A 15,984-nucleotide genomic window follows, 5' to 3' on the forward strand; every position below is an offset into this window, starting at 1 on the left:
TCCTTAAAAAAGTCGGGAATTATATATTACTTTCATAAATAGATAGAATTCTGGGAATTTTTAATTATATATTTACCAAATTTTCGCTAAACTCCCCGCTCATAAATCAAAAGAAGGAGAAAAAATATGAGTCTATACGACAGACGAAATTACGCGGACGGCTATGAACTATCGGACGCATCACTGGAACAAGGACGGATATCTAAGACCATCAAGGAAACCTACGCGCTTTTGACCGCCTCTATGGTGGCCGCTACCGCGGGAGCTTTCGTAGCGATGAACTTCGGCGTTAGCTTAGCTCTTAATCCGATCGTATATCTAATACTTTTGATGGGACTGATCTTTGGTATGCAAGCAGCCGTAAATCGCGGCGCCAACACGATCGCGCTAGTTTTACTTTTTGCATTTACCTTTATCACCGGCCTTACTATAGGCAAACTGATCGCTATATATATCGCAGCGGGCGCAGGTAGCGTAGTGACGCAGGCTTTCGTAGCTACTGCGGTGACTTTCGGTGCGCTTACCGTTTATGCGATGAATACCAAAACTCGCTTCGATTCGTGGGGCAAGCCGCTATTCATATCGCTTATAGCCATTATCGGCCTAAGCCTTTTGAACTATTTCTTTTTCAAAAGCTCTATGCTTGATCTAGCGATTGCCGCGTTTTCGGCTTTAGTCTTTTCGATGTATATCATCTACGATACTAAAAACATCATAAACGGCACCTATACCTCACCGATAATGGCCGCCGTGAGTATGTATCTAAACATCTACAACCTCTTCCTTTCGCTGCTAAGAATTTTCGGCGCAAGCAGAGACTAAATTCTATGCACCGCTTCGCGCGGTGCACTCTTAACTTAAAATTTATAAATCTTTTATTATAATCGCGAATTCAATTTTTTCAAAAGGTTTTTATAGTGACTACGTTATTTTTGGTTTTACAAGTCGTCTTCGCCGTGATAATTACGATCTCCGTCCTGCTGCAAAAGAGCTCTTCTATCGGGCTTGGCGCATACAGCGGAAGCAACGAAAGCTTATTTGGAGCGAAGGGACCGGCGGGGTTTTTAGCTAAATTTACCGCCGCAATGGGAATTCTATTTGTGATAAATACACTCGTGCTTGCGTATTTCTATCAGCAAGATGCTAAATCTTCCGTAGTCGATCGCGTCAAGATCGAAGCGAATGCTACTAAATCCGTGCCAAACGCTGTCCCCGGTGTGCCATCCATCCCAGCTTCAGGCGCAAAGCCTAATTTTACTCCGGCAAGCACTGAGTCAAATTCAATAATTAGCGGCGAGACCAATGCGACGGATACGAAAATCGAAGCGCCCGCAGCTCCTGCGACCGATACTACCGCAGCTAGCGCGCCTGCTCGGTCGCAAGCATCAAGCGATACCAATGCCAGCGCTGCTTCCGCAGATCAAAATACAACCAAATAAACTCTAAATTTTAAAATTTAAAAGCGCAAAATCCGCGCTTTTAAATGCTATTCTTATTTTTTTAACGCTATAATTTCGCAAATTTTATTTAAAGGATTTGAATGCTAGAAGCTATCTACAAAGAGCAAAGAGCAAACGGCGATCGAGCTATCGAGGCTTTGAAAAAGGACTTTACGACGCTACGTACCGGTAAAGTGAGCGTGGCGATCCTGGATCATATTTTTGTGGATTATTACGGCTCGCAAACTCCGCTGAATCAAGTCGCGACCGTCCTTTCGACCGATGCGGTAACGATTTCGATCACGCCGTGGGAGAAACCGATACTAAAGGCGATCGAAAGCGCGATCGCAGCGGCAAATATCGGCGTCAATCCGAATAATGACGGCGAGAGCGTGAAGCTGTTTTTCCCGCCGATGACGCTCGATCAGCGCCAAGAAAACGCAAAAAAGGCCAAAGCGATGGGCGAGAAGGCCAAAATCGGCATTCGCAACGTCCGCAAAGACGCTAACGACGAAATCAAAAAGCTCGAAAAAGACAAAGCGATCTCCGAAGACGACGCCAAAAAGGGCTACGACGAGGTGCAAAAGATCACCGACTCTTACTCAAGTAAAATCGACGACGCAGTTAAGGCCAAAGAAGCCGAGCTTTTGAAGGTCTGAGCTGTGAATATAGAAAAAATCTATCGCGACTGCGGCGCATATTTGCGAGGGCATTTTCTACTTTCAAGCGGCAACCATTCGGAATTCTATCTGCAAAGCGCCAAAGTACTTGAAGATCCGCAGCTAGCAGGGCAGCTCGCAGACGAGCTTGCCACAATCATCAAAAAAGCAGGCGTAGAGTTTGATAGCGTCTGCTCGCCCGCGCTGGGCGGAATTTTAGCGGGCTACGAGCTAGCTCGCGCGGCGAAAAAGCGCTTCATCTTTACCGAGCGCGTGGATCGCGTAATGAGCCTGCGCCGCGGCTTTGAAGTGCATAAGGGCGAGAGATTTATCATCTGTGAGGACATCATCACGACGGGCGGCTCTGCTCTTGAAAGCGCAAAGCTCATCGAAAACCTAGGCGGAGAGGTCGTGGGCTTTGCTGCGCTTGCCAATCGCGGATTTTGCAAGGTTGCAAATTTGGCTGGCAGTGTCGCTAAAGCTGGCGCCAAGCTGCCTGCAGATAAGCCGTTTTTTGCGCTAGGCAATTTCGAGTTTGAAATTTACGAGCCCGCGACCTGCCCGCTTTGTGCTGCCGGAAGCAAGGCGATCAAGCCCGGCAGTCGCGGAAACTAGGTGTCGATTTGCTGCTAACAAACCGCAACGAGATTAAATTTTATCCTTCGGCTTTAGCGCGACGGAATTTTAAAATTTAATCCGAAACGAAGTAAAATGGCAAAACAAAAAGCTAAAATTTCACCGATTTTTCTGCGCATAAAGGCCTTCATCGTCGATCTTTTCATCATCGCGATGCCCCTATTCTACGGCGTTACTTATCTCGTCTTGGGCTCGAAAGAGGCTCTGTGGCACAACCAAGCCGCGATCGCGCTTATCTGGCTTGCTTACGGCGCTATTTGCGCAGCATTCTACACTCGCAGCGCCCAGACACCTGGCTACAAGCTCACGGGGCTTTACCTCATCGACGTTCGCAGCGGACGCAAAGTAAGCTTCTTTAGAGCCTTAACTCGCTTTGGATGCTTCGTGCTTGCGGGCTTTAGCGTCATCGGGCTTTTGATCTGCTTCTTTCGCAAAGACAGGCTGAACTTACACGACCTGCTAAGCGGCGCCGCGCCAGTCGTGCGAAAGGACGCGCAGTGAGCGGGCAAATTTGCGGCATCGACGAGGCGGGGCGCGGCTGCCTTGCAGGACCGCTTTGCGTCGCGGGTTGCGTGCTAGCGCGCGAAATCGCAGGCCTTGCCGATAGCAAGAAGCTAAGCGAAAAGCGCCGCGAGGAGCTCTACGCCCAGATCACCAAAAACTCGCGCTACAAAATCGTCGAAATTTCAAGCGCACAGGTCGATGAGATCGGACTCAGTGCATGTCTAAGATCGGCGCTTGAGCAGATTCTCGCGTATTTTATGGGTTTTAGCGGACAGATCATCTACGACGGTAACGCAACCTTCGGCGTACGCGGGCTTCAGACGCTCGTAAAGGCCGACGCGCAAATCGCCGAAGTAAGCGCGGCGAGCATCCTTGCCAAGGCCACGCGCGACCGCACGATGTATGAGCTCGCGCAGCGCTACCCGCAATACGGCTTTGCGCAAAACAAAGGCTATGGTTCGCGCACGCACATCGCGGCGATCGAGCGGTACGGGCTCACGCCGTTTCACCGTGCAAGCTACAAGATCAAATCGCTGCAACCCTCACTGTTTGATTAATGCGGCAGCAAGCTTACTTGATCGGCGAGGAAAAACCGCCGATTTCGATTGATATTTTAGACGGTGCAAAACTAAATATCCAAAGACGAAGTACACTGATTTCGACCGATATTCCGTCGGCAAACGGCGCCGAAACTCATATTTGAATGCAAAGCACGCTGATTTCAGCCGATACGATAATCGCTAGTTTTGGCAGGCGAATACGCTTTTTCGCTAGCTCCTCAGAATTTTAACCGCACTTCCTCAGCCCACGCCCGCGGCTGAAGCCTGCTCTTGCACCGCTCTTTGAAATTTTAACCGCACTTTCGTATCTTGCAAGAGTCCGTATAAGGTCGAAATTTTATCTAAAACCGCAAGCTCGGCTCGCTAGCTTATCCGCGCCGCGCAGTATGCTGAATAAAATTTAAAATTCCTCGCAGCACAAATTCAGTCCGCACGCCGCAATAAAGCTTAAAATTTAACCTCGACGACGGGAGAAGCATGGCACTTTAAATTTAAAATCCACGTAAAATTTTGAATGAAATTTTGATATAAAAAGGCGGCTAAATTTTAAATTTAATCAAAATTTAGCCGTGAATAAAGAGTCTTTTTATCTTTCGTAGAAGCCCGCAAGAATATTTTTTGAGCTTATTCTATTATTGGAATCTTCTTTGCCGTCTTGAGTAAATTTAAATTTATCGGACAGACTTACGCTCTTGTCGGCATTTACCACAAAATTTAGCTCAATCGTGGAGGATGATAGCTTTGCCGCTTTTCCTAGCTGCGCTTTTTCTTGTTCGGGTGTTAGCTGAGATAAATAAACGGCTTCTTTCAAAAACATCATAATCTCACCCATAGAATTTGTTTCGTTAATTCTAGAATCGCCGGGCTTTAATATTTCATCTTTTAGCTTATCGTCACAATCAACTAGCATTTTTTGATCGTCATAAGCTATTTTCCCTTTAGTCTTGATCGTTTCTTGAAATTTCGCATCGTTTATTTTGCAATGCTCGTTCGCTATCTTAAGCAGATCTTGCTTATCATAAGTCTTTCCTCCATAAAAGATCATAGCGCTATCTAAAATACGGCTCAACATATCTTGCTCGCGCTTTTTATTTGATTCTATAATATTTGCCAGTACTTTCTCCATATCCAAGTCGCAAACCATTTTGACTGTCTTTAATCCGCCGTTTTCCTCTCTGCTCCACGTGATATTTTTACACATTTTCGAGCCCTCGATTGCCGTGCCGATACTCATAGACTTGAAATCAGGCAAAGTGTAGTTTTTCACGAGCTCTACTTCGTCTGCGCCGCATCCCGTAAAAATTAACGTCGCAAGCGCGACACCTAGTGCATATCTCATCTTCACTCCTTTGAAATAAATTCTGAAAATAATGCTACCCCCCCCCCTCCTTAAAAACGGGAAAATTTAGAGCTTAAATTTTATAAAATCTTACCAATCGACCGCTCTATTCAAATACACATCCGATATTGACCTGACACCTAGCTGTAGTATGCGCCCGAGAGTTTTTCTGGTCTTACCCAAACAATCTCCTTCTGTCCCCTACACCGAGCACCACAAATCGCTTGAGTCAGAGTGTAGGACTATTTTCGTCTGATCGCTCATATAAAATTTCACGTGACTGTTTCTGCCCAAACATATGCCGATCTGTTCGAGAGTCAGCCATTCATCTCAAGTACTTGTTTTCTGAAAAACCGACGCGCATTTGAGTGTCGCCCCCCCATCCTATCGCTCATAGAAATTTATATCTTAAACTCAACAAAATTTTAACTAGATATAGTTCCATAAAATATTTAGCTCTATTTATCTAAAGCTCTTGTACTACTAATTTCAATATAGCTTTCAATAGCTTGCTGAGCATACAAAATCGTAGATAAAAGAGTCATAACTATAATAGAAAAGCAAACCATAAGATTTATACAAAAGTATCCGGTTAAATACGAAAAATAAAAACCAATAATAGAAAGCAAAATAGAATTTCTAAAAAAACCGTATGAGATATTTTTCCACAGCAGCTTTTCATCGTTTCTAGTTATTTTTAAAATTTCGGTTTTTATTACATCGTCATTTTTAAATTTTTCGAATAGACTGTCGTATAGGTCTTTTTTATAACATTTTAGATAAATGATTATTGGATTGCCAAATTTTCCCCAAAACGATCTCTCGGCTATTTTTATTATGCTAGCAGAAGTAGATCCACAAGCAAAAGACAAGATTGCTATCGCTACAATATAGACAAAGCTATTAGTCTCTAGTTTAGTTAAATCATAGCCTTTTAAGATATATATCGAAACTATAAACAAAAATCCAGGGGCAAATCTGGCACAAAGATTATATGCACCAAAAAGTTTTAAATCAGTCATAACTTTCAACCTTGCTGTAAAATGGAGCTGGTTCGGCCGCAATCCAATCTACTCTACCAGGCATATTATCGCGATGCCGCTTAGCACTACCTTTCGTTTCTATTACTTTACATCCGCGTCTAATAAAAGCATTCGTAACAACGCGCCTTGGATGCTTTGGATCATTTTCTCCAACCGATACGAAAGCACTTATGGATTCTTTTGGCTGTTTGCCTCTGCTACCCACTATTTTGTCTAAGATGCTAGGACTAACGTTTCGTCTGCTTCCATGGTGTGGAATTTGAATAAATTTCAAATTTTGCGAAATATCAACATCGCAACTAATAGCGTAATTGTACGCGCGATTTAATGCAATATTTCCAGCATCGCCGGTTAATAAAATGCCGTTGTCATTAAATTTTGCGTATAAAATTACGCTACTCTCGTTTTCGTTGCTTGTTTTACCACCTTCCCTTAACGTTTCTAAACCAAAGCTTTCTGCAATATTAAACGATATATCTTTTAGTGCATGAAATAATTTCTCTTTTGCAGCTAGTATTTTTATATCTTCTGTTTTATCAGAATTTACGATCAAATCAAATAAATACCAATTAATATATGGTGATAAAACGTAAAAACTTCCTATTTGACAGCCCGTATATGGTTCATCCATGGCAATTCCTCTATCTAAAGCTATATCTTCTAGCTCTTTTGCATATCTATAATATTCGTCTTCAAATTTTCTGCGTAAACTGTCTTCAGTAACCCTGCCGTCAAGTATCAAATTCGAATTCTGATTTATATGGTTCATAATATCCCTGATGTAGTGCCAAGGTCTATGCAGCCAAAGCTCGCCAACATCTAAATTTTGTAGAACTTCAGTTAACCCAGAAGCATGGTCTTTATCTGGATGTGTATTTACTACATAATCAACAAAGTTCGTTTCGTAATACTTTCGAATATGTTCTACGAGTTGTTTACCGGATTCTTTTGTTCCCCCATCTACCACCATAACTTTATAGTTCCCAGGATTACCATACCGAACAGCTATTGCATCTCCGCTACCACCATCGCCCACTGGCAAAAAGTCTATCTCATATCCAAATTTTTGATTATTCATTTCTATTTCTTGAGTTTTATTGCTCTTATTATACAACGATTGTCTAATCTAGATGCCATCAAGTCCTTAAATTTCCCAAATTTTACTCCCTCGCTAGTCCGTTTTTATCGGATTTGTCGCTGATTAGCTTGCCGCTTTCGTCGTATTTTTTGGCGCGCACGAGCCTTCCGTGCTCAAACTCGCCCTCGGCTTCGAGCTTGCCGTCTGCGTAGTAGTGCTTCGCCGTACCCGTCTCCAGGCCATCCTTGAACGTAACTCTAGCCTTGAGCGCGCCGTTTTCGTGGTAAGTTTCGTATAGCCCGTGTTTGCGCCCGTCTCTGAACATCACCTTCGCCGCAAGCGCACCGCTTGCGTAGTATTGCTTACTCGTGCCCGTTTGCCTGCCGCACTCAAACTCGTATTCGCCCTGCAGCGCGCCGCTTGCGTAGTATTCGCGTACGGCGCCGTCGCGCTCGCCGTCTTTGAAATTTTCGACTACGCGCGTCTTGCCGTCCTCGTAAAATAACTTCCAAACGCCCTGTTTGCTGTCGTCCTTGTATGCGCCAGTCTGCTTTAGTGCGCCGCTTTCGTAATACCATTTTTCCGTGCCTTGGCGCTTGCCCGCTTTGTATGTTCGCACGCCGCGCACTTTGCCGCTTTTGTAATAATCCACGTCCTTGCCGTTTCGCAGCCCGCCCTTATACGGATGGCGCGCGCTTACTTCGCCACTTTCGTAGTAGTCGGTGAAAACGCCCTCGCGTCTATCATTTTTATACGCGCCCTGCTGCTTTAGCTTGCCGCTTTCCTGATAATACAGCTTGTAAAAGCCCTCGCGCTTGCCGGCTTTGTATTCGCTCTGCGACTTCAGCTCGCCGCCGTCTGCGTAGTAGCTCTTAGCGACGCCGTCGTACATGCCGTTTTTTAGCGGATATTCGTTTGAGGGCTTATCTCTGCCGTCAAAGTAATCGCGCTGAAGCATCGCAGTGCCGTCCTTTACGTCGATCTCGCGGATTAGCGTGGGCGGCAGCGGCTTTGCTCTGGGATAGACGACGCCCATAAAATTTACGTCGTAGAGATCCTCGGCGCTATAATGCAGTACCTTGAGCGTCCCGCTGTAGGGCTTGTCCGCTACGAAATACAGGCCGTTTTTTAAGCTCGGCTCGGGTTGCATTACGATTTTTGGCTCCAGAGCTTGCGCGCCTAGCGCCAAAAACGGAAGCAGAAGCAGGAACTTTAATGCGCTTGGAAAGCTAAAATTTCGCATTAAATTTAAGCCCAAATTGAGCGAATTTTGCGCGGCTTTGTGAGTTTTCATATTTTGCTTCCTTTGGCTTGGTTAAATTTGAAGAATTTTAAAATTTGAAGCTAAATTTTAGATAAATCCTCGCGGAGTTTGGGCCGTGGATTTGGTTTATGATGCGGGCAGAGCGCAAGCCGTACCCGTAAGTCTTTCGCGCGCCGTTTAACGGAACTGAGCGCTAAATTTGGTCGTTCTTTAGCGTTTTGGCTACAGCCGTCCACTCGCGCACGAGCCTTTCAAAGCTAAAATTTGCATTCGCTGGGCTAGTCGAGGGTAGCTTGATCGGCTCTCTGCCCGTTGCGCTTAAAATTTGAGTTTTTAGGTATTTTTCGCAGATTTCGTGCGCCTTGCCGCCGTTTGCGAATACCTGCGCGATACGCGCGTCGCTAAAGATCGGCTCTAAATTCGCAGGCACGACGGCGGTCATTTTGGCGTCACTCGAACCCTTTATCTCGCAGCAGATCGCAGCGTCGTAGATGGCGATGCGGCGGGCGAGCAGGAATTTTATCTTTTCGTCCGTGCTCGTAGGCGGCGGCGAGTTTAAAATTTGCGCCAGCACCCGCCAAAAGCGATTTTGCGGATTTGCGTAGTAAAATCCCAGCTTGCGAGAAATGACGGAGGGGAAAGAGCCGAGGATTAAAATTTTAGAATTCTCATCGAAAATCGGCTTAAAAGGGTGAGTTTGGCTCATTTTACGCCTGCTTTGTATTCGCCGAAAACGCCCGCCGGAGCGCTATAAAATTTATCTTTCATTTTCGCTTTATCTCTCGCAAATACCCGAATTTCGCCCGCGAAGTAGCTTGGAGCTGAAATTGTGCGATGGTAAAAATTTTAGCACACTCGCCGTATAGTGGTGCGCAGTAAAAAATCTAATGAGCCCGCCTCGACGCGCGATTTGGATCTAAATTTCAACTTTTCAAAGCCACAAAGTAGAGCTTTCGCAGCCAAATTTAACGCCTCGCGATGGCAAAATTTTAACCCTCGCGGCAGTTAAATTCCGTCCGCCGTCGCAGCCGCCTCCGAACTGCTGCGCGCTAAATTTTAGGTACCAAGATCACGCGCACGAGCTCGCCTTTTTTGAGCTCTTTGACCTCTAGCGGTGCGACGAGCAGGACGCTATCGTCGTCTAAATTGTTCAAAATCGCGCTGGAGCCCTGCTTTTTGCTTTGTAGGCTAACAAAAAGTCGCCCCTCTCTGTTTTGCAAAACGGCGGGCATAAACTCCAGCCACGGCGTTTTTTTTACGTAGTCGTGATCTAAGATCGCGCTAAATTCCGTGTTTTCGCGCACGCCGAAGGATTTTTGCAAATATACGCGCAGAAACAAAATGCACGTAATAAGCGCCGAGAGCGGGAAGCCTGGGAACGCGAAGATATATTTTTCGCCGGTTTTGGCTACGCGCACGTGGCGGCCCGGTTTGATCGCCGCGCCCTTTACGATGAGCTCAAATTTTGATTGCAGCGTGCTTTGCACGAAGTCGTAGTCCCCGACGCTCACTCCGCCGCTTGTTAGAAGTATGTCGGCGCTCTGTAAAGCCGATAGGATCGCGCCTTCTAGCTCTTTTTCGTCGTCGCGTACTAGAGGCATTATCATCGCTTCGCAGCCTAGCTGCGTTACTAAATTTGCAAGCGCGATATGGTTAGAGCTATAAATTTGAGCGTCGTTTTCGAGCCTTTCGCCGAAGTCCTTGATCTCGCTGCCGGTGGCAAGGATCGCTACTTTTGGGCGGACGAATACGCTTATGTGAAATAGTCCTAGCTCGGCTAGCAGCGCGATCTGCGAAAAGCCGAGCTTCGTGCCGCTTCTAAGCAAAAGCTCGCCCTCGCGGTAGCTCTCGCCCGCCGCGCGCACGGCAAAGCCTGCTGAAACGGGTTTTGTGACGACGATCTCGCTGCCTTGTACCTGCACGTTTTCGATCGGCAGAAGCGTGTCGCTACCCTCGCACATAAGCCCGCCGGTGAAGGTTTTGACGCATTCTCCCGCCTTTGCCGCGGCGCCAGGCATCTTGCCTGCAGGCGTCGTGCCGACGATCTTAAATTTCGCCCCCTCGCTCAGATCCGCGCCCTTTAGCGCGTAGCCGTCCATCGCGGCGGTCGGACGGCGCGGAGTGCTAAAAGGCGCCGCGACATCGCTTGCCAAAATACGCCCTAGCGCCTGCGTGATCGCGACCTTTTCGATGCGCGAGGACTTTTGCACCGTGTTTGCGAAGCGCTCCATCACGCTTTCAAATTTTTCAAATTCCATCATTTGCCTCCTACGATTTTATAAATTTGATCTTCATTTATCAATTTCGAGTTAAATTTCACAACAAGTTCGCTATCGGTCTCGTAAATTTCAATAATACCCTTGACGCCCTGTAGTGCGGAAAAATCGCCGCCTTTAGGAAAGTATAAATTCTTAAAAAGTTTCGGATCGCTCAGCCTAGAAAGTAGCACAAGCCAGATCACACCCAAAACCGCGACGCCAATGCCTAGCGCTTCGATGCCAATTTTGCCAAAAAGTGCGCCGCCGCATAGCCCGCCCAAAAAACTGCCAAAAAATCCGAACGAATTAAAAATCCCAAGCGCAGCGCCTTTTTGAGCGACTTTGGCAAATTTGGACGCAAGGCTTTGCATAATGGGCTCATGCGCGTTAAATCCCACGAAAAAGAGCATCACACCCACCACGAAAGCGCTCGCCCCGCTAGCAAACGCAAAAATCAAATACGAAGCGATGAAAAAGCAAATGCCGATAAGTAGAATTTGCTTAGCTAGCGCGCGCTTTTCGCCTAAAGCACCGCTCGCGCCCATCGCGGTAAAGCCGAAAATAGCGCCTAGAGCATAAATTTTGGTCAAATCACTTTTGGAAAGTCCGAATTTTTGCACGAGCAAAATTGGAATTAGAAAAAATGCTGCCGTCATGAAAGCTTTTTGAAAAAAATTCGTTAAATTCATAAGCATTAAATTTTTGTCACTCAAAAGTGAGCCGAGCGGGACCTTTTGGCGCAGGGAGCGGATATGCGGTTCGGTGGGTACTACGAAAAAAAGCAGCATCAAACATAAAAGCGTAAGCGCCGAACTTAGATGAAATAGGCTGGCAAGCCCAAATTTAGCGCTTAAAAGCGGACTTAAAATCATTGCGACACCAAAGCTCACGCCTATCATCGCGCCCATTACCGCCATCGCCTTACCGCGCTCTTCCTCTCGCGTAAAATCGCTAATTAGTGCGGTAGCTACGGCTCCTACAGCACCGCAGCCTTGCAAAAAGCGCCCAAAAATCATCGTATAAATACTCTCGCTCGCCGCGCAAACGCAAGCGCCCACGATAAAAAGCGCTAGCCCTATCGCAAGGGTTTTTTTACGTCCGATCTTATCGCTTAGCACTCCAAATGGCGTTTGCAAAATCACTTGCATAATCGCATAAATTCCAAAAAGTAGCCCCACTAAGCTTTCGTTCGCGCCGTTCAAGCTCAATGCATACAGGCTAAGCACGGGCAGTAAAATAAATAATCCAAAAAACCTCGTAGCGATGATAAAACTAAGCGGAAGAACGCTTTTTAGCATAATCTTAGACCTCAAATAATATGAAATTTGTGCCGATTATAGCCAAAAATCGTAACGAATTCTTTGATTTTGGGTAAAATGGCGGCTTAAATTTAAGGAGAGCGGATGAAAATTTTACTTGCGACGAGCAATAAAAATAAGGTAAAAGAGATAAAAGAATTTTTCACGGGATACGACGTGTGCGCGCTCGGCGAGGTGCTGGATCCTTTTGAGATCGACGAATGCGGCACGAGCTTCAAACAAAACGCGCTTATTAAAGTTCGCACAGTGTATGAGGCGCTAAAAAGTAAAAATTTGCAGAGCGAATTTTTCGTGCTAAGCGATGATAGCGGTATCTGCGTGGACGCGCTGGGCGGGGCTCCGGGGATATTTTCGGCGCGCTTTAGCGGCTCAGGCGCGACGGATGCGAGCAATCGCGAGAAATTAGCCGCTAGCCTACGCGCGCTGGAGCTAGAGGAGAGCCCTGCGCATTACACGGCGGCGATCGCGCTAAAATGCGATTTGGACGAGTTTTGCACGCATGGTTTTATGTACGGCACGGCGATCTGCGAAGAGCGCGGTCACAACGGATTCGGATACGATTTTATGTTTATTCCGCGCGGATTTGACCGCACGATCGGAGAGCTGCCCGCTGAGGTAAAATTTAAAATTTCGCACCGCACGAAGGGACTGGCGCTGATGCGAATTTTATTGAAAAATTTAGAAAAACAGATGAGACTTGCTAAATTTCATTAAATTTAGAGCCGTAAAAAGCGGAATTTAAGAAAAAATATATATAATACGCTTTTCATTCAATCCACGAAAATCTACGGAGCGTAGCGCAGGCTGGTAGCGCATCTGGTTTGGGACCAGAGGGTCGAAGGTTCGAATCCTTTCGCTCCGACCATTGTGGTGAGTTTAGCTCAGTAGGTTAGAGCATCAGATTGTGGTCCTGAGGGTCGTGGGTTCGATTCCCACAACTCACCCCACTTTATGCGCTCGTAGCTCAATTGGATAGAGCAACAGACTTCGGATCTGTAGGTTGAAGGTTCGACTCCTTTCGAGCGTACCACTGATTTGATATTTTGCGCTCATAGCTCAGTTGGATAGAGCAACGGCCTTCTAAGCCGTAGGCCAGAGGTTCGAATCCTCTTGGGCGTACCATATTAAGCTCATATTAAGAGCTTTTTGGCTAATATGCGCTTTCTTTTTTGCGGATGTGGTGAAATTGGCAGACACACCAGACTTAGGATCTGGCGCCTCACGGCATGAAGGTTCAAGTCCTTTCATCCGCACCATCCATTCTACGCGTTCCGGATTAGCTCAGCGGTAGAGTAGGCGGCTGTTAACCGCTTGGTCGCTGGTTCGAATCCAGCATCCGGAGCCATATATACTCAAAAATTCCTTTAGACCCCTGATTTTATCAATGTTTAAAGAGCTTTAAGTTTTCTTAGTTTTATAAAAATTTGTTCCAGAAATTTTTTAATATTCTAATTTCTCGTTATACTTTCTAAGCAATCTAGAATACCTTTTATAAAATTTAAAATTCTCATTTTGTAAATAAATTTGATAAAATTTAGCCATTTCTTGATTATAATCAATTTTTTTGCCTAAATAAAATCTTAAAATTACCAACTAAATTTTTTTACAAAGGATTTTCTATGAGCGACAATCTAGAGATGTTCTGTCATCAGTGCCAAATGAGCGCGCCCGAGGGCTGCGGCGCCAAAGGCCAAGACCGCGGCACCTGTGGCAAAAATTCCACATTAAGCCTGCTTCAAGACACTATGGTTTTCGGGCTTAAGGGCCTTAGCGCCTACCGCCACCACGCGCACGAGCTCGGCGCCGATACTAGCGCGGTCGATACCGTCATGGCGGACACGCTGTATTTCACGCTGACGAACTCAAATTTTAACTTTGACGAGCATATCTCGCAGCTGATGGCCGTCGGAAGCGCAGGCGTGCAGATGATGGATATCTTAAGCGAGGCGCATACCGCAAAATTCGGCGTACCGACCCCGGTTAAGGTTAGTCAAAACAAGGTCGAGGGCAAGGCGATTTTGGTTAGCGGGCACAACCTGCACGCTCTTGAGGCGCTACTAAAAGCGACCGAGGGCAAAGGCATCAATATCTACACCCACTCCGAGATGCTTCCTGCGCACGGCTATCCGCAGCTTCGCAAGTATCCGCATCTAAAGGGCAACGTCGGCAAGGCGTGGTTCGATCAGACCAAGCTTTTTAACGAATTTAAAGGCGCGATTTTGATGACCACCAACTGCATCGTGCCGCTTCGCTCGTCCTGTAGCTACGCAGACAGGCTGTTTGGCTACTCTATCGCGGGCACCGACGGCATCAAACATATCCAAAACGACGATTTTACGCCGCTCATCGAGTGTGCGCTTGCGTGCGGCGACGTGAGCATGGACAGCGACGAGAGTTTGGTGACGGGCGGACACTATAAGACGATTTTGAGCCTCGCGCCGCAAATTTTAGACGCGATCAAATCGGGCAAAATCCGCCGCTTTTTCGTCATCGCAGGCTGCGACGCACCGGGCAAAGGACGCGAGTATTACCGCGAGCTAGCGCTTAGCCTGCCGAAGGACTGCGTGATTTTGACCTCCAGCTGCGGCAAATTCCGCTTCAACGACGTGGATTTCGGAAACGTGCCAGACACCGAGCTTCCGCGATATATCGATCTAGGCCAGTGCAACGACAGCAACGGCGCGGTCAAGATCGCCCTGGCACTTAGCGAGGCTACGGGCATCGCGGTAAACGACCTGCCGGTCTCGATCGTGCTGATGTGGATGGAGCAAAAGGCGGTCATCATCCTGCTTGCGCTGTTTAGCCTAGGCGTTAAGAATATCAACGTAGGCCCTACGGTGCCTGAGTTTTTCAACGACGAAATTTTGGGCTTTTTGGTGCAAAATTTCGGTCTTCGCCTAATCAGCGGCGACGCGCAGACGGATCTGAAATACTTCCTGGGCGAATAAATTTAATAGCGAGGCAAATCGGGTAAATTTAAAATTCGGCAAAGCTTCGATTTTAAATTTACCCTTTATATGGCGCTTTTAGCGGAGCTAGCCGATCCACTCCGCGGCTATTTTGCGCCCGACGCTCATATTTAAATTTCACGACTATGCCGTCCTTCTTAATTTAAATTTTAAAATCATATAATCTCGCCAAATGATTAGAAAAATTTAATTAAGTGCTTTTTTACACATTCAAATTCCAATCGTCTTTGCTATTACAATCCTTCTTTTTCTGTGTAAGTATTTATCTTATCCGTATCGCTACCGCTTATAGTAACCGCTATAGTGTAGCCGTCTTGATGCTTGGTATCTCATAAAATTTTCCGTATCATCTCATTTTTCGCTATCAGATATTGCAATTTAGTGCCGTTAAAATTTTAAATAAATATAGTATTTTGTTGTTCTATTTAGGCGAGTATAGTCTGCGTAATGTTAAAATTTTAAATAAATATAGTATTTTCACAGGATTTTTAATCAGAATTTAAATATGGATTTTAATCTAAATTTTACTCATAAATTTTGAGATTATTTTATAAGTGCATGGCGCACGACTCGCAGGAATAAAATTTTAAGCAGATTTTGTACGAAATTTCAAAATGCAGCTCAAACTCGCAAGCAGATAAATTCGCTGTAGCCTTGCGTTTATAATTCCGTGCTAGTGATAAATTTCGCATCTTTACTTCGGTGCAAATTTTAAAATTCTATGCAGGAGATAAAATTATAAGTCCGTGCAATGCATGAATTCTAAAATTCCACATCGCCTATAGAATTCCACGCCTCACACGACACATAAATTTTGAAATTTTAAAATTTCACGCAGCAGATAAAATTTAGGAATTTTTTATGGTAAAATTTTAAAGCTCTACCGTAAACCCGCTGTCCGCGCGGCGAGTTCCAA

14 protein-coding genes, 6 tRNA genes and 1 pseudogene are annotated in these 15,984 nt (G+C 45.9%); 14 read left to right on the forward strand and 7 right to left on the reverse strand.

The features are described 5' to 3' along the window. Positions 1–126: 126 nt before the first annotated feature. From Q0600_RS07255 to Q0600_RS07280, 6 genes and pseudogenes are all read left to right on the forward strand, one after another. Positions 127–822: a Bax inhibitor-1/YccA family protein gene (locus Q0600_RS07255; protein ID WP_298758644.1), complete on the forward strand. Its 696-nt coding sequence runs from the start codon at positions 127–129 to the stop codon at positions 820–822. Positions 823–917: 95 nt separating this feature from the next. After that, positions 918–1,238 (forward strand): annotated as a pseudogene (gene secG, locus Q0600_RS10580) (preprotein translocase subunit SecG); the annotation flags it as partial. Positions 1,239–1,540: 302 nt separating this feature from the next. Further along, entirely contained in the window at positions 1,541–2,098 is a 558-nt protein-coding gene (gene frr / locus Q0600_RS07265) for a ribosome recycling factor (protein WP_298758650.1), read from the forward strand. Positions 2,099–2,101: 3 nt separating this feature from the next. Further along, positions 2,102–2,713 carry an orotate phosphoribosyltransferase gene (pyrE, locus tag Q0600_RS07270; RefSeq protein ID WP_298758652.1) on the forward strand — a complete coding sequence of 204 codons (612 nt, stop codon included), beginning with the start codon at positions 2,102–2,104 and terminating at the stop codon, positions 2,711–2,713. 96 nt (positions 2,714–2,809) lie between these two features. Further along, positions 2,810–3,235: an RDD family protein gene (locus Q0600_RS07275; protein WP_298758655.1), complete on the forward strand. Its 426-nt coding sequence runs from the start codon at positions 2,810–2,812 to the stop codon at positions 3,233–3,235. Beyond that, entirely contained in the window at positions 3,232–3,795 is a 564-nt protein-coding gene (locus Q0600_RS07280) for a ribonuclease HII (RefSeq protein WP_298758658.1), read from the forward strand. Before Q0600_RS07275 ends, Q0600_RS07280 begins: the two co-directional genes overlap by 4 nt. A 589-nt stretch (positions 3,796–4,384) precedes the next feature. On the opposite strand, the gene Q0600_RS07285 is transcribed toward Q0600_RS07280, so the two are convergent. The 7 genes from Q0600_RS07285 to Q0600_RS07315 all read right to left on the reverse strand — a co-directional run bounded on the left by Q0600_RS07285 (position 4,385) and on the right by Q0600_RS07315 (position 12,078). After that, positions 4,385–5,137: a hypothetical protein gene (locus tag Q0600_RS07285; protein ID WP_298758662.1), complete on the reverse strand. Its 753-nt coding sequence runs from the start codon at positions 5,135–5,137 to the stop codon at positions 4,385–4,387. A gap of 458 nt (positions 5,138–5,595) precedes the next feature. Next, the gene (locus tag Q0600_RS07290) at positions 5,596–6,159 is read right to left on the reverse strand and encodes a hypothetical protein (RefSeq protein ID WP_298758665.1); all 564 of its coding nucleotides are present in this window, start codon (positions 6,157–6,159) and stop codon (positions 5,596–5,598) included. Beyond that, entirely contained in the window at positions 6,152–7,258 is a 1,107-nt protein-coding gene (locus Q0600_RS07295) for an MBL fold metallo-hydrolase (protein WP_298758668.1), read from the reverse strand. Before Q0600_RS07295 ends, Q0600_RS07290 begins: the two co-directional genes overlap by 8 nt. Before the next feature lie 82 nt (positions 7,259–7,340). After that, the gene (locus Q0600_RS07300) at positions 7,341–8,552 is read right to left on the reverse strand and encodes a toxin-antitoxin system YwqK family antitoxin (RefSeq protein ID WP_298758670.1); all 1,212 of its coding nucleotides are present in this window, start codon (positions 8,550–8,552) and stop codon (positions 7,341–7,343) included. A gap of 163 nt (positions 8,553–8,715) precedes the next feature. Continuing rightward, the gene (locus tag Q0600_RS07305; RefSeq protein WP_298758672.1) at positions 8,716–9,228 is read right to left on the reverse strand and encodes a DNA-deoxyinosine glycosylase; all 513 of its coding nucleotides are present in this window, start codon (positions 9,226–9,228) and stop codon (positions 8,716–8,718) included. Between the two features lie 343 nt (positions 9,229–9,571). Further along, the gene (locus Q0600_RS07310) at positions 9,572–10,783 is read right to left on the reverse strand and encodes a molybdopterin molybdotransferase MoeA (RefSeq protein WP_298758675.1); all 1,212 of its coding nucleotides are present in this window, start codon (positions 10,781–10,783) and stop codon (positions 9,572–9,574) included. Continuing rightward, on the reverse strand, positions 10,780–12,078 hold the full coding sequence (locus tag Q0600_RS07315; RefSeq protein ID WP_298758677.1) for an MFS transporter: 1,299 nt from the start codon (positions 12,076–12,078) through the stop codon (positions 10,780–10,782). Before Q0600_RS07315 ends, Q0600_RS07310 begins: the two co-directional genes overlap by 4 nt. A gap of 105 nt (positions 12,079–12,183) precedes the next feature. On the opposite strand from Q0600_RS07315, the gene Q0600_RS07320 reads away from it, so the two are divergent. From Q0600_RS07320 to hcp, 8 genes are all read left to right on the forward strand, one after another. Continuing rightward, entirely contained in the window at positions 12,184–12,813 is a 630-nt protein-coding gene (locus tag Q0600_RS07320; protein WP_298758680.1) for a non-canonical purine NTP pyrophosphatase, read from the forward strand. Between the two features lie 74 nt (positions 12,814–12,887). Further along, positions 12,888–12,964 (forward strand) — tRNA-Pro (locus Q0600_RS07325). Positions 12,965–12,969: 5 nt separating this feature from the next. Then, positions 12,970–13,046 (forward strand) — tRNA-His (locus Q0600_RS07330). A gap of 6 nt (positions 13,047–13,052) precedes the next feature. Next, a tRNA-Arg gene (locus Q0600_RS07335) sits at positions 13,053–13,129 on the forward strand. 15 nt (positions 13,130–13,144) lie between these two features. Then, positions 13,145–13,221: transfer RNA gene (locus Q0600_RS07340), tRNA-Arg, on the forward strand. 49 nt (positions 13,222–13,270) lie between these two features. Further along, positions 13,271–13,355, forward strand: a tRNA-Leu gene (locus Q0600_RS07345). Positions 13,356–13,369: 14 nt separating this feature from the next. Then, a tRNA-Asn gene (locus Q0600_RS07350) sits at positions 13,370–13,444 on the forward strand. Between the two features lie 274 nt (positions 13,445–13,718). Beyond that, positions 13,719–15,047, forward strand: a complete 1,329-nt coding sequence (gene hcp / locus Q0600_RS07355) for a hydroxylamine reductase (RefSeq protein WP_298758683.1) — start codon at positions 13,719–13,721, stop codon at positions 15,045–15,047. Positions 15,048–15,984: the final 937 nt, after the last annotated feature.

Source organism: uncultured Campylobacter sp., assembly GCF_938041645.1.
In the GTDB taxonomy this organism is placed as follows: Bacteria; Campylobacterota; Campylobacteria; order Campylobacterales; family Campylobacteraceae; genus Campylobacter_B.